Here is an 18,798-nt window from a genome sequence, read left to right as displayed (position 1 = left end):
ACACATCATGACCACAACCGCTCATACCATCATCCGCAACGCGCCCGCGCCCTTCGACGGAGAGATTGCGCTGGATTACGAGGGCCGCCTGTTGCGCCGCAAGCGCCTGTCCTTCGCGGGGGGCGTCTTCATGGTCGACCTGCCCGAGGTGACCAGTCTGGACGACGGCGACGCGTTCGAGCTGTCGGACGGCCGCCAGGTCGTCGTGCGCGCCGCGCCCGAACCGGTGATCGTCATCCGAGGCAACCTGCCGCGCCTGGCCTGGCATATCGGCAACCGCCACACGCCCTGCCGGATCGAGGCCGACCGCCTGATCATCCGCCAGGATCACGTGCTGGAGGCGATGCTGAAGAAGCTGGGGGCCGAGATCGTGCACAAGGACATCCCCTTCCGCCCCGAGGGCGGCGCCTATGGCCATGGCCGCACCTTCGGCCATGATCATGGCCCCGCCGACGGCCATCCCCATGGCGCCGGCGAACAGATCCACAGCCATGCCAGCGCGCAGAGTTCGTCCGGCTCCGCGCAGGCCTCCAGCCACAGCCGGAGCAGTGGGCACAGCCACAGCAGCGGGCACACTTTTGGGCACGACCACCCGGCCCATGATCACGCCTGACCCGGCCCCCCCAGACCCGACCTCTTCGGATATTGCCCGCCTGCGCCTGTGGCAGATGCTGTCGCCCGCCTTTCCGGTGGGCGGCTTTGCCTGGTCTCAGGGGCTGGAAGAAGCGATGGATGGCGGCGCGGTCACCCGCGCCACGTTGCCGCACTGGCTGGCCGACTGGCTCGACCATGGCGCGGGCTGGACGGATGCGGTGCTGGTCTCGCTGGCGCTGCGACCCGGGGCCGACCTGGCCGCGCTGGACGATTTGGCCCGCGCGGCCTGCCTGTCCCGCCAGCGCCTGCTGGAAACGGTCGAGCAGGGCACGGCCTTTGCCGGCAACGTGACCGCGCTGACCGGCGGCCCGCAGCCCCCCGCCGCCCTGCCCGTGGCCTTCGGGCGGGCCTGCGCGCCCCTCGACCTGCCCACGCCCGAGGTCATCGCCGCCTTCCTGCAGGCGCAGGTCGCGGGCCTGATCAGCGCCGCCGTGCGGTTCCTGCCGCTTGGCCCGGTCGAGGGGCAGCGGATGCTGGCCGCCCTTCAGCCCGGAGTCCTGACCCGCGCCGCCCGTGCGGCCCGCGCGACCGAGGATGATCTTGCCAGCGCCGCATGGGGGGCCGAGATGGCTGCCATGCGCCATGAAACCATGACCACAAGGATCTTCCGCTCATGAGCCTCAACGGCCCCTCCCCACACGGACCCTTGCGCGTCGGCATCGGCGGCCCCGTCGGCTCCGGCAAGACCACGCTGACCGAACAGATCGCCCGCGCGCTGGCCCCCCGCCTGTCGATGGCGGTAATCACCAACGACATCTACACCCGCGAGGATGCCGAGGCGCTGATGCGCGCGCAGGTCCTGCCCGCCGAGCGCATCCGCGGGGTCGAGACCGGCGGCTGCCCCCATACCGCCATCCGCGAGGATGCCAGCATCAACCTGGCCGCCATCGCCGATCTGAACGAACAATTCCCGGATCTGGATCTGATCCTGATCGAATCGGGCGGCGACAATCTGGCCGCGACCTTCAGCCCGGAGCTGGCCGACCTGACGATCTATGTGATCGACACGGCGGCGGGGCAGGACATTCCCCGCAAGCGCGGCCCCGGTCTGGCGCGATCCGACCTGCTGGTGGTGAACAAGACCGATCTGGCCCCGCATGTCGGCGTCGACCCGGTGCTGCTGGAAAAGGATGCACATGAGGCGCGGGGCACGCGGCCCGTGGTCATGGCGCAGCTGCGCCACGGGCAGGGCGTGGACAGGATCGTCGATTTCCTGATCGAACAGGGGGGTCTGACGCCGCGTCCGGCCTAGGACTGCCTAAACGGCAGGCATCTGCCCCTGCATCTGCCCAAGCCCGCGCCAGGGTCGGTGCGGGTCGCCCCAGACCTGCCCTATTCCTGTCCAACTGCCCGTTTTTGCGCTCTTTCTGCATCTGCAAGGGCCGGGGCCCTTCCAGAACAACGACAGGGACACCGGCCAACGTGCCGGGGGGAAAAGGGGTATGATGACCAAGCTGACCAGGATCATGTTGATGACCAGCGCGCTGACGCTGGCCCACACCGCCCATGCGCAGGAAGGCGAGCCGATCAAGATCGGCGTGCTGCATTCGCTGTCGGGCACGATGGCGATTTCGGAAACCACGCTGAAGGACACCGTCCTGATGCTGGTCGAGCAGCAGAACGCCAAGGGCGGCGTGCTGGGCCGCCCGCTGGAGGCGGTGGTGGTCGACCCCGCTTCGGACTGGCCGCTGTTTGCCGAAAAGGCGCGCGAGCTGCTGACCGTGTCCGAGGTCGATGCGATCTTCGGCTGCTGGACCTCGGTCAGCCGCAAGTCCGTCCTGCCGGTCATCGAGGAGCTGAACGGCCTCCTGTTCTATCCGGTGCAGTACGAGGGCGAGGAATCGTCCAAGAACGTCATCTATACCGGCGCCGCGCCGAACCAGCAGGCGATCCCCGCCGTCGACTACATGCGCGACGAGCTGGGCGTGGAAAGCTGGGCGCTGCTGGGCACCGACTATGTCTATCCGCGCACCACGAACAACATCCTGGACGCCTATCTGAAGGATAACGGCACCGCGCCCGAGGACATCTTCGTCAACTACACCCCCTTCGGCCATTCGGACTGGTCGCGGATCGTGGCCGATGTCGTGGCGCTTGGCGCGGGCGGCAAGAAGGTCGGCGTCGTGTCGACCATCAACGGCGACGCCAATGTGGGCTTCTACAAGGAGCTGGCGGCGGCGGGCGTCTCGGCGGACGACATCCCGGTCATGGCCTTCTCGGTCGGCGAAGAGGAACTGTCGGGTCTGGATACCGCCGATCTGGTCGGCCATCTGGCCGCCTGGAACTACTTCCAGACCGCCGAAAGCGACGTGAACACCGCCTTCATCGAGGAGTGGAAGGCCTTCACCGGCGACGAGGATCGCGTGACCAACGACCCGATGGAGGCGACGGTGATCGGCTTCAATGCCTGGGTCGCGGCGGTCGAGGCGGCGGGGACCACCGATGTGGACCCGGTGCTGGACGCGATCGTGGGCGTCGAGGTACCGAACCTGACCGGCGGCACCGCCACCGTCCTGCCCAACCACCACATCACCAAGCCCGTCCTGATCGGCGAGATCCGCGACGACGGCCAGTTCGACATCGTCAGCCAGACCGAACCCGTGCCGGGCGACGCCTGGACCGACTTCCTGCCTGAATCGGCGGTGCTGGAGGCGGACTGGCCCGGCCAGTCCTGCGGGATGTTCAACACCGAGACCGAAACTTGCGTGCAGGTCCAGTCGAACTACTGATCCCCTGGCCCGGGCGGCGCGTGTCGCCCGGGTCCCTCTTGCCGAAGGAATCCCCCCGCGTGACCCGCCTCGGACGTGTTCTGCCGCTTCTTGCGGCCCTGTTGATGCCGATCTGTGCCCAGGCCAATCCGGCGCTGGAGGCGGTGATCGCCGACAATCTCGAAGGGCTGGAACGTCCCTCGCGCCTGACCGTCGAGCCCCTGGTCGCCCAGATCGCCGCCACCGGCCCCGAGGGGCTGGCGCTGCTGCAGGCCTGGTCGGAACGCCAGCTGGGCCTGACCGAGGACGGGCGCGCGGTCATCATCGGCGACGACGACGCGGCCACCGACGCGGTGACCGGACAGCCGGTCCCGGAGGCCGATCCGCAGATGCTGCGGCCCAATTCGGGCGTGCGCGGCGTCATCGAATCGGCCTTGGTCGCGGGCGCGCTGAACGATCCCGACCCCTCGCGGCGCAGGGCCGCACTTGATTCGCTGGCGCGCGGCGGCTCGTTCGAGCAGCTGACCGCGCTGCGCGCTGCCCTGGACGACCCCGATCCGACGCTGGCCGCCCGCAAGGCCCGGCTGGAGCGGCTGCTGACCATCCAGGTGGGCGAGAACAGCGAGGCCCGCGTCACCGCCATCGAGGATCTGGCCGGCGATGTCAGCCTGGATTTCCGCGCCGCGCTGAACCCGCTGCTGGTCACCCGCCGGGTGGTCGCGACCGAGGAACCGCAGGGCAATGTCGCCCGCGAGATCTCCATCGACGGCGACGACCTTCCCCGCGAGGCCGCCATCGCGCTGCTGGTGTCCGAGGGCGTGCTGGAACCGCGCCTGACCTCGGCCGAACAGCGCGCGGCGCTGGCGGCGAACCTGTCCGACGGCAGGGTGGGCGGCGTGCCCGTGGCCGATCTGTCCGATCCCGATGCCCGCGACCGCGCCTATGAGGCGCTGGAGGATGCCGGCACCGTCCCCCCCGCCGCGACCGAGGCCGAGGTGCAGGCCGCCCTGGATGCCCATCGCGTCTACGAACTTTATGCCGAGCCCGACCCCGCTGTCACCGAGGCCGCCCGCGCCGCCCAGATCCGCGCGCAGGTGCGGCTTGGCGCGATGCAGGGGATCGATCTGGGGCTGGACGCGCTGTCGCTGGCCTCGATCTACTTCCTGGCCGCCATCGGGCTGGCCGTGACCTTCGGCGTCATGCGGGTCATCAACATGGCGCATGGCGAATTCATCATGATGGGCGCCTATACCGGCTACACCGTGCAGACGCTGATCGCCGACCGCACCCTGTCGCTGGTGGTGGCGCTGCCCCTGGCCTTCGCGGTGACCTTCGGCGCGGGGGTGGTCCTCTACCGGCTGGTCATTCGCCATCTGGCGCATCGCCCGCTGGAGACGCTGCTGGCGACCTTCGGCGTGTCCATCGCGCTGCAGCAGCTCGCCAAGAACATCTTCGGCACGCAGGCCCGCCCGCTGACCGCGCCCGCCTGGCTGGAGGGGTCGATCACCATCAACGACGTCATCTCGATCAGCTCGATCCGGGTGGCGATCTTCGTGCTGGCGCTGCTGTTTCTGGGGCTGTTCCTGTTCATCATGAAGCGCACCAGGCTGGGGCTGGAGGTCCGCGCCGTCACCCAGAACCCCGGCATGGCGGCCTCCATGGGCATCAACCCCGACCGCATCGCCATGATGACCTTCGGCCTCGGCTCGGGCATCGCCGGGATCGCGGGCGTGGCCATCGGCCTCTTCGCGCAGGTCACGTCCGAGATCGGCCAGCAATACATCGTGCAGAGCTTCATGACCGTGGTCGTGGGCGGTGTCGGCAACATCTGGGGCACGCTGGCGGGCGCCACGCTGATCGGCGGGCTGTCCAAGGTCATCGAAAGCTTCAACCCCGGCAACACGCTGGCGGCGCAGACCTTCATGATCCTCTTCATCATCATCTTCATCCAGTTCCGGCCCCGCGGGATCATCCCGCAAAAGGGCCGCGCGGCCGAGGCATAGCGCATGACCCGAACCCCCTTCATCCTGCGCACCCCCTCGACGCTGATCGTGCTGGCGGTGCTGGCGGTGTTCACGATCACGGTCACCCTGCTCAGCGCGGCCTATGGGACGGGGGCCATCCCGACCTCGATGGTCAAGACGCTCGGTATGACCCTGTGCCTGGCGCTGGCGGCGGTGGCGATGGATCTGGTCTGGGGCTATCTGGGCATCCTGTCGCTTGGCCAGATGGCGTTCTTCGCGCTTGGCGGCTACATGATCGGGCAATGGCTGATGTATGCCCGGACCGAGGGCATCGTCGCGGCGTCCCTGTCCGGCAACCCCATCCCCTTCACCCCGCAGGAGCTGCGCGACGGCGTCACCAACCAGATCTTCGGCGTGGTCGGCAGCGCCGAGCTGCCGATGGTCTGGGGCTTTGCGCATTCCCTGACGCTGCAGCTGATCCTGGTGGTGGCGGTGCCGGGGCTGCTGGCGCTGGTCTTCGGCTGGCTGGCCTTCCGCAGCCGCGTGAACGGCGTCTATCTGTCGATCCTGACGCAGGCGATGACCCTGGCGCTGGCCCTGTGGCTGTTTCAGAACGACAGCGGCTTTCGCGGCAACAACGGGCTGTCGGGGCTGCAGAACCTGCCGGGGCTGGACCATGTGGGCCAGGCGCGGCTGTCGGTGTGGTTCCTCTGGGCCTCGGCCCTGGCGTTGGGGCTGTTCTACGTGATTGCCGCCTGGCTGGTTTCGGGCAAGTTCGGCAGCGTGACCCGCGCGATCCGCGATGACGAGACTCGGGTTCGGTTCCTGGGCTATCCGGTCGAGGGGTTCAAGCTGGTCGTCTTCACGCTGGCCGCGATGATCACCGCCATCGCCGGCGCGCTGTATTACCCGCAGGCCGGGATCATCAACCCGGCCGAGATGATGCCCATCGCCTCGATCTATCTGGCGGTCTGGGTGGCGATCGGCGGACGGGGGCGGCTGTATGGCGCCGTCATCGGGGCCTTCGTCGTGTCGCTGCTGTCGACATGGTTCACCGGGGGGCGGGCACCCTCGATCAACCTGCCGGGCTATGTGGTGAACTGGGTGGACTGGTGGCAGGTGGCGCTTGGCCTGTCCTTCGTGCTGGTCACGCTCTATGCGCCCAAGGGCATCGCCGGGATCTTCGACCTGATCGGCCGCAAGGGGGACCGGGCATGAGCGCGCTGCTGGAGGTCAGCGGGATCAGCAAGTCCTTCGATGGGTTCAAGGCCATCAACAACCTGTCCTTTTCCATCAACGCGGTGGAGCTGCGCGCCGTCATCGGCCCGAACGGCGCGGGCAAGACCACCTTCATGGACATCGTCACCGGCAAGACCCGCCCCGACGAGGGCGAGGTCCGCTTTGGCGAGACGGGCAAGTCGCTGCTGAAGATGAACGAGGCGCAGATCGCCCGCGAGGGCGTGGGGCGCAAGTTCCAGCGCCCCACCGTCTTCGAGGATCAGTCGGTGGCCGACAACCTGACCATGGCGCTGAAGGCTGACCGCAGCCCGTTTTCCGTGCTGGGCTGGCGGCCGTCGTCGGTCTCGGTCGCCCGGGTGGCCGAACTGGCCGCCGAGGTGGGGCTGTCGGACGCCGTGGATCGCCGCGCCGGAGAGCTGAGCCACGGCCAGAAGCAGTGGCTGGAGATCGGCATGCTGCTGGCGCAGGAGCCGCGCCTGCTGCTGGTCGACGAACCCGCCGCCGGCATGACGCTGGCGGAACGCGAGCAGACGACCTCGCTGCTGTGCCGTCTGGCCGAAAGCCGGGCGGTGGTCGTGGTGGAACATGACATGGATTTCGTGCGCCGCCTGAACTGCAAGGTCACGGTGCTGCATCAGGGGTCCGTGCTGGCCGAGGGGTCGCTGGACCATGTGACCCGCAATCCCGACGTCATCGACGTCTATCTGGGGCGATAGGATGCTGGAAGCGACGAACCTGACCCTGCATTACGGCGGCAGCCAGATCCTGCACGGCATCGACATCACCGCCCGGCCCGGCGAGGTCACCTGCGTGATGGGCAACAACGGGGTGGGCAAGACCTCGCTGATGAACCTGCTGGCGGGGCGGCATCCCCGCTCGGGTGGCGAGATCCGCCATGACGGGCAGGTGCTGGAGCGCCTGGCGGCGCAGCGGATGGCGCGGATGGGCGTGGGCTATGTCCCGCAGGGCCGGGCGATCTTTCCGATGCTGACCGTGCGCGAGAACATGGAGACGGGCTTCGCCTGCCTGCCCCGCGCCGAGCGGCGCATCCCCGACGAGATCTTCGACAGCTTCCCGGTGCTGGCCGAGATGGCGCATCGGCGCGGCGGCGATCTGTCGGGCGGGCAGCAGCAGCAGCTGGCCATCGCCCGGGCGCTGATCACCAGGCCGCGCGTCCTGCTGCTGGACGAGCCGACCGAGGGCATCCAGCCCAACATCATCGCCCAGATCGGGCGGGTGATCGCCGCCCTGCGCGACCGGGGCGACATGGCCATCGTGCTGGTCGAGCAGTTCTTCGACTTTGCCTGGGATCTGGGCGACCGGTTCCTGGTGATGGAGCGGGGGCGCGCGGTCATGCAGGGTGCCAAGGCCGAGCTGAGGCGCGAGGATCTGCATGCGCGGCTGGCGGGGCATGCGGAGGTCTGAGACCTCGGACGTCGGACGTCGCCGCGGGCGGGGGAAAAGGGGGGCTGCCTGCCCCCCTCTTGGCCTGCGGCCAATTCACCCCCCGGGGATATTTGCAGACCGAAGCTGGATCGGGGCGGGGTGTTGGCCGGGCGCTGTCAGGTGGTGGCAGGCGGCACTTGGCGGGGTGAGGGTCTGCTTGCTAAAGCGGGCTAAGCGTTGATTCTTTAGCGTTTTCTGGCCCACCGGCCTGAGTCCTCGGACCAGTATTCGGCCTCGATGCCGGCGCCGGTCAGGGCGCGCCATTGGGTGCGGGCGCGGTCGACGGCAGTGCTGTCTCCGCCGTCGAAGAGGATGCAGGTGCGGTCCAGCGTGGTCGCTTCGGGCGGGGCGACCTCGACGCCGTCCAGCGCCATCAGGCAGGCGGGGCTGTTGGCGGGGGGCTGGCCGGGCAAAGTCAGCAGGACCGGCTGGCGGGCGTCATGCGGGCCGCCGGCGATGCCATGGGGCAGAAAGTCCTCGGCCAGCCAGAGCTGGCGGTCGAGATGGTCGAGGCGCTGCTCGTCGGGGGCGCGCAGCTCGACCCGCCAGCCGGCGGCCAGCGCCTTCGTCAGAAGGACCGGCAGCAGCGCTTCGGCGGGCGAGCGGGTCAGGTGGTAGAAGAGCGCCTTGCCCATCAGGCCCCCCCGCGCAACGGGCGCGCAACGGCAGCGCGCGGTGCGGAGAAGGACGGCCCCGGTGCGGAGGGGCGGAGGGCCAGCGATTGCTGGGGATCGGCCCTCACAGGGCGTGCACCGGGCAGGCACAGCCCGTGCACAGGGCGTGCACAGGCTGCGGGCGTTGCGCGGGTCACCGGGTCTCGAACCCGTCGCGCACCAGGCGGTCCAGCGTCATCACGCCCCAGCCCGTCGCGCCGCGCGGCGCCAGATCGGTGGCGGCGGGCGGCAGGGCCACCCCCGCGATGTCGAGATGGGCCCAGGGCTGGTCCTCGCGCACGAAGCGCGCCAGGAACTGCGCGGCGGTGATCGAGCCCGCCGCGCGGCCGCCCGAGTTCTTCATGTCGGCCAGGCGCGACTTGATCAGCCCGTCATAGGACGGGCCCAGGGGCAGGCGCCAGGCCCCCTCGCCCTCGGCCTTGGCGGCGGCGAGGATCTGGTCGGCCAGCGCGTCGTCATTGCTGAACACCCCGGCATTGTCATGGCCGAGCGCGGTGATGACCGCGCCGGTCAGCGTGGCCAGATCGATCATCGCGCGGGGCTTGAATCGTTCCTGCGCGTACCACATCACGTCGGCCAGCACGAGGCGGCCCTCGGCGTCGGTGTTGACGACCTCGATCGTGTCGCCCTTCATGGATTTCAGGATGTCCCCGGGACGATAGGCGCGCCCGTCGGGCATGTTCTCGACCAGACCCACGAGGCCCACGACATTCGCCTTGGCACGGCGCAGCGCCAGCGTGCGCATGACGCCCGCCACGACGCCGGCGCCGCCCATGTCCATCGTCATCTCCTCCATGCCGGCGCCCGGCTTGATCGAGATGCCGCCGGTGTCGAAGACCACGCCCTTGCCGACCAGCGCCAGCGGCGCCTCGCCGGCCCCGCCGTTCCAGCGCATGACCACCACCTTGGTCGGGCTTTCGCTGCCCTGGCCCACGGCCAGCAGGGCGCGCATCCCGAGCTTGGCCAATTCGTCCTCGTCCAGCACCTCGACCTCCAGCCCGATCTCCTGCATCGCCAGCAGGCGGTCGGCGAAGTCGGAGGTGGTCAGCACGTTCGCAGGCTCGTTCACCAGATCGCGGGTGAAGAACACGCCCTCGGCCACGGCGGCGGCGTCCTGCGCGGCCTTGGCCAGCACCTCGGGCTCCTTGACCATCATGGTCACGCGCGCCTTCTCGGACACCGGGGCGGCAGGCCCCTCCAGCCGGTCATCGGCCTGCGCGTCGCCCAAGACCGCATGGGGCGCCTGGCCTTCGGATTCGGGGAGGGTGGCGCTGCCCTGGTCGGGCGCGTCACTGGGGGGCTTGGTCTGGTAGACCGAGAAGTCATAGCCGCGCAGCGCGAGGCCCAACGCGACCTCGCCCGCCAGCTTGTGGCCGCCGGCGAAGACCAGCGTGTGGCTGCGGCCCAGCTTCGCGCCCAGCACGGCGCCGGCGCGGCGCGCCTCGGCCTGGGTCGAGGCATTGGGCAGCACGATCAGGACAAGCGCCTCGGCGGCCATGCCCGAGGGGAAGGCCAGTTCCATCGCCTGGCCGGGCTTGAGCGCCTGTCCGGCCTTCGAGGCCAGCGCGCGCATGGCCGCGTCCTGGGCGGCGCGGGGCAGCTTGCCCGGCAGCTTGTCATGCGCGGTCAGAAGGATGGCCACGCGGCCGGGATGATCCGCCAGCTGATCGGGGGCGACCTCGGTGAAATTGATTTCGACAGGATGGGTCATGGAAACGGTCCTCACGTCTGGTTGCGCCCGACCCTAGACCCCTGCCCGGCCCTTTTCCAGAGGCGCCCTTGCCGCTAAGCAGGACCGAGTGTCACGCGCAAGAAGGCCGCCCATGCCCCGGATCGACCGCTACATCCTTGGTCAGCTGCTGACGCTGTTCGGGTTCTTCGCGCTGGTGCTGGTGTCGGTCTATTGGATCAACCGGGCGGTGGGGCTGTTCGACGACCTGCTGAACGACGGCCAGACGGCGCTGGTGGTGCTGGAATTCACGGCGCTGACGCTGCCTCTGGTGATCTCGGTGGTGCTGCCGGTCGCGGCCTTCGCGGCCACCGCCTATGGCACGAACCGCCTGTCGGGCGAATCCGAGCTGGTGGCGATGCAGGCGGCGGGTCTGGGCCCGTGGCGGCTGGCGCGGCCGGTGCTGGTCTTCGGCGTCTTCGTGGGGGTGATGGTGGCGATGCTGGTCCACGGGCTGGTGCCCCTGGCGCGCGCGCGGCTGGCGGACCGGTCGGCCGAGATCGCCGAGAACGTGACCGCGCAGTTCCTGCGGCCCGGCGCCTTCCAGTATCCGGGGGCCGGCGTCACGCTGTTCATCCGCGACATCGCAAGCGACGGGCGGCTGCTGGACCTGTTCATCGAGGACGGGCGCGATCCGGCGGCGCAGGTCACCTATACCGCGCAGGAGGCGCTGGTGGTGCGCGCCGAGACCGGCCCGGTGCTGGTCCTGCTGGAGGGGATGGTCCAGAACATGCGGGCGGGCGCCGACGGGCCGGACCTGTCGGTGACGCGATTCGCCGAGTTCAGCTATGACGTGGGGGCGATGTTCGCGGGCGGCGGGCAGCGGGGGCGCGATCTGCGCGATTACGGCACCTTGCGGCTGCTGTCGCCCGATGCCGCGCTGCTGGAGGCGACCGGCGCCACCCCCGGCGATGCGCGGCGCGAGGCGCATGAGCGGATCGCCCAGCCTTTGCTGTCGCCCGTCGCGGCGATGATCGGCTTTGCCGCGCTGATGATCGGCGGGTTCTCCCGCTTCGGCGTCTGGCGGCAGGTGGGCTGGGCGATCGGGGCGCTGATCGCGGTCCAGTTCCTGTCGAATGCCGCCGCCGAGCGGGTCGGGCGCGACGTGGACCTGTGGCCGCTTCTGTATCTGCCGGCGCTGGCGGGCGCGCTGCTTTGCGCGGGACTGTTATGGCTGGCCGCACGGCCCCGGGGGCCGCGTCCCGGCGCGGGCACGGCGCGGGGGGCCCCCGCATGATCCTGGCGTGGTATGTCGCCTGCCGCTTCCTGCGCAGCTTCGTGATGATCGCGGGGGTGTTCCTGCTGATCCTGTTCCTGATCGACATGATCGAGATGATCCGCCGCTTTTCGGACCGCCAGATCGGGCTGTCGGGGGCGGCGCGGCTGGCGGCGCTGAACATCGCGGGCAGCTTCTACGCGATCCTGCCGCTGATGACCGTGCTGGCCGGGATCGCGCTGTTCCTGGGGCTGGCCCGCAGTTCCGAGATGGTGGCCATCCGCGCCTCGGGGCGCTCGGCCCTGCGGGTGATCGCGGCGCCGGTGGCGGCGGCGCTGGCCCTGGGGGCGCTGACGGTGGGATTGCTGAACCCGATCGTCGCCGCGACGGGCTCGATCTATGACGAGGCGGTGGCCGAGATCGGGCGCGAGGGCAGCCAGACGGTCAGCGTGGGCGACAGCGCCGTCTGGCTGCGCCAGGCGATGCAGGAGGACGGGCGCGAGGCGGGGCAGATCGTCATCCGCGCCCGCCGCGCCAGCCCCGATGCGGTGACGCTGTACGACGCCAGCTTTCTGGTCTTTGATGCCGAGGCAGGGCCGGTGCGCCGGATCGAGGCGCGCGAGGCGCGGCTGACGCCCGGCGCCTGGCAGCTGCATCAGGTCAGCGACTTTGCGCTGGACCGCGACAATCCGCAGGCCGGGGTGACGCGCAGCGCGTCGATGACACTGGCCTCGGATCTGACCGCGCAGCGCATCCGCGAGGGCTTCGGGCGCCCCGAATCGGTGCCGGTCTGGCAGTTGCCCGCCTTCATCGCCGGGCTGGAGCGCGCGGGCTTTTCCGCCGCGCGCCACAGGGTCTGGTTCCAGATGGAGCTGGCGCGGCCCTTCGTGATGGGCGCGATGGTGATGATCGCCGCCGCCTTCACCATGCAGCACATGCGCGGGCGCAATGCCGGAGGCGCGGTGCTGCTGGCCTTCGGCGCCGGGATCGCGCTGTTCTTTCTGCGCAATCTGGCGCAGGTTCTGGGCGACAACGGACAGATCCCGCCCGCGATGGCGGCCTGGACCCCGGTTCTGGTCGGCGCGATGCTGGCCCTGGGCCTGATCCTGAAGCGGGAGGACGGATGAGCGCGCGCATCGTGACGAAGGACCTGTGGGCCGCGCCCGCTGCCGGGCGGCTGAGGCGCGTCCTGCGGGCCGGGGTCGTGCTGGCGCTGCTGGCCGGGCCTGTCGCCGCGCAGTCGATCTTCGACGATGCCGACGGCCCCGGCATGCCCGGGCTGACCGGGATGCCGGGCCAGACACGCGGGACGATGAACGGGGGCGTGACCGCGCTGGCGCCCGAGGCCGAGACCCTGGGCCGCGCGCCGGTGGGCGACCGCACGCCCACGCCGCAGGACCCCGCCGCCGTCGCTCCGCAGACGGGGGTGACCCTGCCCGGCAGCACCGCGCCCGCCGCGGATGCGGGGCCCGCGACGGTGCTGGCCGACACGATCCAGCTGCAGGGCGACCGCACGCTGGTCGCGGGGGGCGGCGTGGTCGTCTGGTATCAGGGGTCGCGGCTGGTCGCCTCGCGCATCGTCGTGGACGGGGCCTCGGGCGATCTGACGATCGAGGGGCCGATCCACCTGTCCCGCCCCGGCGCGGATCCCGACAGCGACGATCCCGCCTCCGATGCGATCCTGATCGGGGACAGCGCCCAGCTGGACCGCGAATTGCGCGACGGCATCGTGCTGGGCGCCCGGCTGGTGCTGGCGCGCGAATTGCAGCTGGCCGCCACCCGGCTGGAGCGGCGCGAGGACGGCCGCATCAGCGAGCTGACGCAGGTGGTGGCCTCGTCCTGCCAGATCTGCGCCAGCGACCCCACCCCTCTGTGGGAGATCCGCGCCCGCAGCATCACCCATGACGCGCAGACCCGGCTGATCACCTTCGACCGGCCGCAGCTGCGCGCCTTCGGCGTGCCCCTGGCCTATGCGCCCTTCACCGTGACCGCGCCCGATCCGACGGTCGAGCGGCGGTCGGGCTTTCTGCGGCCGCAGATCCGCACGACCTCGGGGCTGGGGTTCGGGTTGAAGCTGCCCTATTTCCAGACATTGGGCGATCAGGCCGATGTGACGGTGACGCCCTATGTCTCGCTGGACCGGACCCGGACGCTGGAGCTGCGCTATCGCCAGGCCTTCTCCAATGGTGCGACGGAATGGAACGGCGCGATCAGCCGCGACGACCTGCGCCCCGGCGAGACGCGGGGCTATGTCTTCGGCGCCGCGCAGTTCCTGCTGCCGCGCGACTATCGCCTGTCCGTGCAGGTGCAGACGGCCTCCGACCGGGCCTATCTGCTGGATTACGGCATCACAGATGCCGACCGGTTGTGGAGCGGCGTCTCGCTGGAGCGGGTGCGCCGCGACAAGATGATCTGGGGCCGGGTCGGCACCTATGATTCGCTGCGCGAGGACGAGGACAACGCCACCTCGCCCGCGCAGGTAGCCGACGTGATCTGGCAGCGGCGGATGGTCCCGGCCCTGATCGGCGGCGAGGCGCTGCTGGAATGGTCGGCCCATGCGCACAGGCGACCCTCGGACCAGAACCGGATCGGGCGGGACGTGGCGCGGGCCTCGGTCGGCCTCGACTGGCGGCGCAGCAAGATCCTGACCGGCGGGGTGATGGCGGCGGGGCTGGTCGCGCTGGATGCCGACCTGTACCGCATCGCGCAGGACGACCGCTTCGACGATGTGGTGACCCGCGTCGATCCGCAGGTGGGCGTGGAACTGCGCTGGCCGCTGGCGGGCGGAGCGGGCGGCGCCACGCATCTGGTCGAGCCGGTGGTGCAGGTGCTGTTCTCGCCGCGCGGGAAGGATGACGACATTCCCAACGAGGACAGCCGCCTGATCGAGTTCGACGAGGGCAACCTGTATTCCGACAACCGCTTTCCTGGCTGGGACGCGCGCGAGACCGGGCTGCGCGCCAATATCGGCGCCACCTGGACGCGGATCGACCCGACCGGCTGGTCCCTGGGCGTGACCGGCGGGCGCATCCTGCGTGCGCGCGACGCCGACAATCTGGACCCCGACAGCCCCCTGGGCGGGCGCAGCTCCGACTGGCTGCTGGCGGCGCATTACGACAGCGGCACCGGGCTGGCCGTCGCCAACCGCGCGCTGTTCGGCGACGATTTCGCCGTCTCGCGCAACGAATTGCGGGTGGGCTGGCTGCGCCCCAACCTGCAGTTGTCGGCGGGCTATATCTGGATCGACCGCGACGAGGCCGAGGGCCGCGACACCAATGCCAGCGAACTGGCCGCCAATGTCGGCTGGCAGATCGCGCGCGGCTGGTGGGGCGAGGCCGAGACCCGCTATGATTTCGCCGCCGACCGGGCGCAGCGCGCCGCCCTGCGGGTGGCCTATCGCACCGAATGCATCACGGTGGAAACCGGCCTGTCGCGGCGCTTCTCCAGCTCGGATCTGCTGCGCGCCGAGACCAGCCTGGAGCTGTCGGTGCGCTTGGGCGGATTCGGGATGCAGCAGGACGGGCCGGGCACGGTGGCGCGTCGCAACTGTATGCGCTAATCTGGCGCCAACAAACGAGGATGAGGGCAGACATGCGGCATTTCCTTTCGGGCATCGCGCTGGCGGCGGTGATCGCCACGGGCGCCGTGGCACCCGCCCTGGCGCAGAACCTGTTCGCGCCCGCCGTCTATGTGAACCAGTCCGTGGTCACCGGCTATGAGGTCGATCAGCGGATGCGGTTCATGCAGGTGATCGGCGCCCCCGAGGCCGGCATCGAGGCCGCCCGCGAGGCGCTGATCGACGACCGGCTGCGGATCCAGGCCGCCGCCGAGATCGGCATCGAGATCACGCCCGAGGGCCTGCAGGAGGGGATGGAGGAATTCGCCGCCCGCGCCGGTTTGGACGCGGCGGGCTTCATCGCCCAGCTGGAACGCGCCGGCGTCGAGGACGGGGTGTTTCGCGACTTCATCGAGGCGGGCACCGTCTGGCGCGAGGTCGTGCGCGCCCGACTGCTGCCGCGCACCCAGATCTCGGATGCCGAGGTCGATCAGGAACTGCAGCGCGCGATCGAGACGCCGATCATCGACCGCGTGCTGCTGTCGGAACTGATCATCCCCGCCCCTCCGGGCCAGGAGGCGCAGGCCCTGCAGCTGGCCGAGCGCATCGCCGGGTCGCGCCCGAACGAGGCGCAGTTCGCCGAGGCCGCCCGCGCCTATTCAGCCACCCCCTCGGCCGAGGCGGGCGGGCGGCTGGAGCTGCTGGCGCTGGACAACCTGCCGCCCTCGCTGCGCCCGATCATCGCCTCGCTGCAGCCCGGGCAGGTCAGCCCGCCCTTGCCGGTCGAGGGCGCGGTGGTGCTGTTCTTTTTGCGCGACGTGCAGGGCACGCTGCGCCCCGGCGCGCGCGAGCAGGTGCTGGATTACCTGACGCTGCGGCTGGCCTCGGTCCAGGATGCGGCGGCGCTGGCGGCGACGGTGCGCGGCTGCGACGATCTGTACCTGCAGGCCGGCCCCGAGGCGGCGGCCCAGGTGCAGCGCCAGACGGCGGGCCAGGGGGCGATCCCGCAGGGCATCGCCGCGCGGCTGGCCTCGCTGGACGCGGACGAGGCGGGGGTCGTTCCCGCAGGCGCCGGCGCCGATCTGGTGATGCTGTGCTCGCGCCAGCCCGCGCTGGCCGCCCAGGCCGAGGTTCCGGTGACCGCCCTGCCCGAGGATGGCGTCGAGGCGGCGGTTCCGCAGCAGCCCGAGGCCGGCGGCGTGCCCACCCGCGAGGCGGTCCGGAACGAGCTGTTCAACCGCAAGATCAACACCGCCGCCGAGGGGCTTCTGGCCGATTTGCGCGCCGACGCGATCATCCGGCGCCCCTGATGGCGCGCATCCTTCTGACCTGCGGTGAGCCCGCGGGCGTGGGCCCGGAACTGGCGCCGCTGGCGCTGGCCTCGGGCGTCGATCTGGTCTGGCTGGGCGATCCGCGCCACCTGCCGCAGGGCTGCGCTTTCACGGAGGTCGCGGACCCATCCGACCCGGTGCCCCCCGGCCATCTGCCGGTGCTGCGCCACGACTTCGCGGGCCCCGCGACCCCGGGCCGCCCCGATCCCGCCCATGCGGCGGATGTGATCGCGGTGATCGCCCGCGCGGTCGATCTGGCGCTGGGGGGCCGGGTGGCGGCGATCACCACCGCGCCCATCAGCAAGCAGGCCCTGAAGGAGGGCGCGGGCTTCGCCTTTCCCGGCCATACCGAATACCTGGCCCATCTGGCGGGCGGGGTGCCGGTGGCGATGATGCTGGCCTCGACCAGCGTGACGCCGCCCTGCCGGGTGGTGCCCGCGACGATCCACATCCCCCTGTCCGAGGTTCCCGCTGCCCTGACCGAGGCCGCGCTGGAGCAGGCGATCCGGCTGACCCATGCCGCGCTGATCCGCGATTTCGGCCTGCCCAACCCCCGCATCGCGGTCGCGGGCCTGAACCCTCATGCGGGCGAGGGCGGCACGATGGGCCGCACCGAAGCGGACATGATCGCTCCCCTGATCGCCCGGCTTCAGGCCGAGGGGATGGACCTGACCGGCCCCCTGCCCGCCGACACGATGTTCCATGCCCCCGCTCGCGCAACCTATGACGCGGCCGTCTGCACCTATCACGACCAGGCGCTGATCCCGATCAAGACGCTGGATTTCGCGGGCGGCGTGAACGTCACGCTCGGCCTGCCCTTCATCCGCACCTCTCCCGACCACGGCACCGCCTTCGACATCGCGGGTCGCGGGATCGCGGACCCCGCCTCGACCATCGCCGCCCTGCGGATGGCCGCCGGGATGGCCGAGGCCCGCCTGCCCCTTCATCTTGGCAAAAATATCCCACGGGGGGTCGCCGGGCGGGCGCCATCGGGTCAAGACCGCCCGGCGACGGGTGTGAAACCCCCGGTCCGGCACCAGCCATGATCGACAACCTCCCCCCGCTGCGCGAGGTGATCGCCGCGCACGACCTGAGCGCCAAGAAGCAGCTGGGCCAGAACTTCCTGCTGGACCTGAACCTGACGCACAAGATCGCGCGGCAGGCGGGTGACCTGACCGGCTGCGACGTGCTGGAGGTGGGGCCCGGTCCGGGCGGGCTGACGCGCGGCCTTCTGGCCTGCGGCGCCCGCCATGTGCTGGCCATCGAGAAGGACCCCCGCGCCCGGCCCGCGCTGGAGCAGATCGCCGCCGCCTATCCCGGGCGGCTGACGGTGATCACCGGCGACGCGCTGGCCATCGACCCGCTGGCCCATCTGACGCCGCCCATCCGCATCGCCGCGAACCTGCCCTACAACGTCGGCACCGAGCTGCTGATCCGCTGGCTGACGCCCCGCGACTGGCCGCCCTTCTGGCAGTCCCTGACACTGATGTTCCAGAAGGAGGTGGCAGAGCGCATCATCGCCAGGCCCGGCTCCAAGGCCTATGGGCGGCTGGCGCTGCTGGCGCAGTGGCGGGCCGAGGCGCGCATCGTGATGACCCTGCCGCCCGAGGCCTTCACCCCCGCGCCCAAGGTTCATTCCGCCGTCGTCCACCTGACCGCCCTGCCCGAGCCCCGCTTTCCCGCCGATCCGGCGGTCCTGACGCAGGTCACCAGCGCGGGCTTCAACCAGCGCCGCAAGATGCTGCGCGCCAGCCTGCGCGGCCTGCATCCGGACATCGAGGCGCTGCTGGAAGGTGCGGGCATCCCCCCCACCGCCCGCGCCGAAGAGATCGAGCTGGAACGGTTCTGCACCCTCGCCCGGGCGCTGAAGGCGGCACGCGAGGCGTAATTTTGGAAACTGCCCCGGGCTTTGGCGCTCTGGGACTTCTGCCGGGATATTCGGGCGGAACTGGAGGAAACGTGCGGGCCTGCTTTCGGGCCGGTCCTGCGTCCAGGGAACGTAACCTGCCGGCCTGAAAACGGCCTCCATAACATGACAAAGGGCGCGCCTTGCGGCGCGCCCCGTCGCAACTGACGATCCGGTCGGGGGATCAGTCCTGCGTGCTGTCCTGCGGGTCGGAGGCCGGCGCGGGCGCCTCGTCCCGCACCACCGGCTTGCGGCGGCTGCGCGTCGGCGCGGCGGGGGCCGCATCGCCCGGCAGTCCATCGCCGGAAGCCGCATCGGGCGCCGGGCGCGGCGCCTTGGCGCGCGGGGTCCGCGTGCGGACGGGCTTGGGCGTGG

Annotated in this window: 16 protein-coding genes; 14 read left to right on the top strand and 2 right to left on the bottom strand. The window is 70.6% G+C overall.

Features of this window, described 5'->3' with window-relative positions:
• Positions 1-7 precede the first annotated feature (7 nt).
• The 8 genes from FA743_RS04265 (at position 8) to urtE (ending at position 7,990) form a co-directional block, all read left to right on the top strand.
• Positions 8-613, top strand: a complete 606-nt coding sequence (locus FA743_RS04265) for an urease accessory protein UreE (RefSeq protein WP_136884631.1) — start codon at positions 8-10, stop codon at positions 611-613.
• Positions 600-1,271, top strand: a complete 672-nt coding sequence (locus FA743_RS04260) for an urease accessory protein UreF (RefSeq protein WP_136884630.1) — start codon at positions 600-602, stop codon at positions 1,269-1,271. Before FA743_RS04265 ends, FA743_RS04260 begins: the two co-directional genes overlap by 14 nt.
• Entirely contained in the window at positions 1,268-1,906 is a 639-nt protein-coding gene (gene ureG, locus FA743_RS04255; RefSeq protein ID WP_136884629.1) for an urease accessory protein UreG, read from the top strand. Before FA743_RS04260 ends, ureG begins: the two co-directional genes overlap by 4 nt.
• A 193-nt stretch (positions 1,907-2,099) precedes the next feature.
• Positions 2,100-3,383: an urea ABC transporter substrate-binding protein gene (gene urtA / locus FA743_RS04250; RefSeq protein WP_136884628.1), complete on the top strand. Its 1,284-nt coding sequence runs from the start codon at positions 2,100-2,102 to the stop codon at positions 3,381-3,383.
• Between the two features lie 104 nt (positions 3,384-3,487).
• Positions 3,488-5,365, top strand: a complete 1,878-nt coding sequence (gene urtB / locus FA743_RS04245) for an urea ABC transporter permease subunit UrtB (RefSeq protein WP_136884731.1) — start codon at positions 3,488-3,490, stop codon at positions 5,363-5,365.
• A 3-nt stretch (positions 5,366-5,368) separates the two neighbouring features.
• Positions 5,369-6,544, top strand: coding sequence for an urea ABC transporter permease subunit UrtC (gene urtC / locus FA743_RS04240; protein ID WP_136884627.1), 1,176 nt, complete (start codon positions 5,369-5,371; stop codon positions 6,542-6,544).
• Positions 6,541-7,281: an urea ABC transporter ATP-binding protein UrtD gene (gene urtD, locus FA743_RS04235; protein ID WP_136884626.1), complete on the top strand. Its 741-nt coding sequence runs from the start codon at positions 6,541-6,543 to the stop codon at positions 7,279-7,281. The genes urtC and urtD overlap by 4 nt, the downstream gene beginning before the upstream one ends.
• A 1-nt stretch (position 7,282) precedes the next feature.
• On the top strand, positions 7,283-7,990 hold the full coding sequence (gene urtE, locus FA743_RS04230; RefSeq protein WP_136884625.1) for an urea ABC transporter ATP-binding subunit UrtE: 708 nt from the start codon (positions 7,283-7,285) through the stop codon (positions 7,988-7,990).
• A gap of 206 nt (positions 7,991-8,196) precedes the next feature.
• On the opposite strand, the gene FA743_RS04225 is transcribed toward urtE, so the two are convergent.
• Positions 8,197-8,646, bottom strand: a complete 450-nt coding sequence (locus tag FA743_RS04225) for a DNA polymerase III subunit chi (protein WP_136884624.1) — start codon at positions 8,644-8,646, stop codon at positions 8,197-8,199.
• Between the two features lie 172 nt (positions 8,647-8,818).
• On the bottom strand, positions 8,819-10,396 hold the full coding sequence (locus FA743_RS04220) for a leucyl aminopeptidase (RefSeq protein ID WP_136884623.1): 1,578 nt from the start codon (positions 10,394-10,396) through the stop codon (positions 8,819-8,821).
• 112 nt (positions 10,397-10,508) lie between these two features.
• Between FA743_RS04220 and lptF the strand changes: the two genes are divergently transcribed.
• From lptF to rsmA, 6 genes are read left to right on the top strand one after another with little or no spacing between them, the layout of a single operon-like run.
• Positions 10,509-11,651: an LPS export ABC transporter permease LptF gene (gene lptF, locus FA743_RS04215; protein WP_136884622.1), complete on the top strand. Its 1,143-nt coding sequence runs from the start codon at positions 10,509-10,511 to the stop codon at positions 11,649-11,651.
• Positions 11,648-12,757: an LPS export ABC transporter permease LptG gene (gene lptG / locus FA743_RS04210; protein WP_136884621.1), complete on the top strand. Its 1,110-nt coding sequence runs from the start codon at positions 11,648-11,650 to the stop codon at positions 12,755-12,757. Before lptF ends, lptG begins: the two co-directional genes overlap by 4 nt.
• Positions 12,754-15,189 (top strand): LPS-assembly protein LptD, encoded by a 2,436-nt coding sequence (locus tag FA743_RS04205; RefSeq protein WP_246054822.1) that lies wholly within the window; start codon positions 12,754-12,756, stop codon positions 15,187-15,189. Before lptG ends, FA743_RS04205 begins: the two co-directional genes overlap by 4 nt.
• A 32-nt stretch (positions 15,190-15,221) precedes the next feature.
• Positions 15,222-16,496, top strand: coding sequence for a peptidylprolyl isomerase (locus tag FA743_RS04200; RefSeq protein WP_136884620.1), 1,275 nt, complete (start codon positions 15,222-15,224; stop codon positions 16,494-16,496).
• Positions 16,493-17,563 (top strand): 4-hydroxythreonine-4-phosphate dehydrogenase PdxA, encoded by a 1,071-nt coding sequence (gene pdxA / locus FA743_RS04195; RefSeq protein ID WP_169308763.1) that lies wholly within the window; start codon positions 16,493-16,495, stop codon positions 17,561-17,563. Before FA743_RS04200 ends, pdxA begins: the two co-directional genes overlap by 4 nt.
• Complete coding sequence (gene rsmA, locus FA743_RS04190) at positions 17,560-18,405, top strand: 16S rRNA (adenine(1518)-N(6)/adenine(1519)-N(6))-dimethyltransferase RsmA (protein ID WP_136884618.1); 846 nt, start codon at positions 17,560-17,562, stop codon at positions 18,403-18,405. The genes pdxA and rsmA overlap by 4 nt, the downstream gene beginning before the upstream one ends.
• Positions 18,406-18,798: the final 393 nt, after the last annotated feature.

The organism is Paracoccus gahaiensis, assembly GCF_005048225.1.
GTDB classification, from domain to species: Bacteria; Pseudomonadota; Alphaproteobacteria; order Rhodobacterales; family Rhodobacteraceae; genus Paracoccus; species Paracoccus gahaiensis.
The sequence above is the reverse complement of the archived record's forward strand: the minus strand, read 5'-3'. Positions and strand labels throughout refer to the sequence as shown.

Bases quoted from the DNA above. Each gene is read 5' to 3' on its own strand.
- FA743_RS04265 (WP_136884631.1), top strand. From the start codon at position 8: ATGACCACAACCGCTCATACCATCATCCGCAACGCGCCCGCGCCCTTC.
- FA743_RS04260 (WP_136884630.1), top strand. From the start codon at position 600: ATGATCACGCCTGACCCGGCCCCCCCAGACCCGACCTCTTCGGATATT.
- ureG (WP_136884629.1), top strand. From the start codon at position 1,268: ATGAGCCTCAACGGCCCCTCCCCACACGGACCCTTGCGCGTCGGCATC.
- urtA (WP_136884628.1), top strand. From the start codon at position 2,100: ATGACCAAGCTGACCAGGATCATGTTGATGACCAGCGCGCTGACGCTG.
- urtB (WP_136884731.1), top strand. From the start codon at position 3,488: ATGCCGATCTGTGCCCAGGCCAATCCGGCGCTGGAGGCGGTGATCGCC.
- urtC (WP_136884627.1), top strand. From the start codon at position 5,369: ATGACCCGAACCCCCTTCATCCTGCGCACCCCCTCGACGCTGATCGTG.
- urtD (WP_136884626.1), top strand. From the start codon at position 6,541: ATGAGCGCGCTGCTGGAGGTCAGCGGGATCAGCAAGTCCTTCGATGGG.
- urtE (WP_136884625.1), top strand. From the start codon at position 7,283: ATGCTGGAAGCGACGAACCTGACCCTGCATTACGGCGGCAGCCAGATC.
- FA743_RS04225 (WP_136884624.1), bottom strand. From the start codon at position 8,646: ATGGGCAAGGCGCTCTTCTACCACCTGACCCGCTCGCCCGCCGAAGCG.
- FA743_RS04220 (WP_136884623.1), bottom strand. From the start codon at position 10,396: ATGACCCATCCTGTCGAAATCAATTTCACCGAGGTCGCCCCCGATCAG.
- lptF (WP_136884622.1), top strand. From the start codon at position 10,509: ATGCCCCGGATCGACCGCTACATCCTTGGTCAGCTGCTGACGCTGTTC.
- lptG (WP_136884621.1), top strand. From the start codon at position 11,648: ATGATCCTGGCGTGGTATGTCGCCTGCCGCTTCCTGCGCAGCTTCGTG.
- FA743_RS04205 (WP_246054822.1), top strand. From the start codon at position 12,754: ATGAGCGCGCGCATCGTGACGAAGGACCTGTGGGCCGCGCCCGCTGCC.
- FA743_RS04200 (WP_136884620.1), top strand. From the start codon at position 15,222: ATGCGGCATTTCCTTTCGGGCATCGCGCTGGCGGCGGTGATCGCCACG.
- rsmA (WP_136884618.1), top strand. From the start codon at position 17,560: ATGATCGACAACCTCCCCCCGCTGCGCGAGGTGATCGCCGCGCACGAC.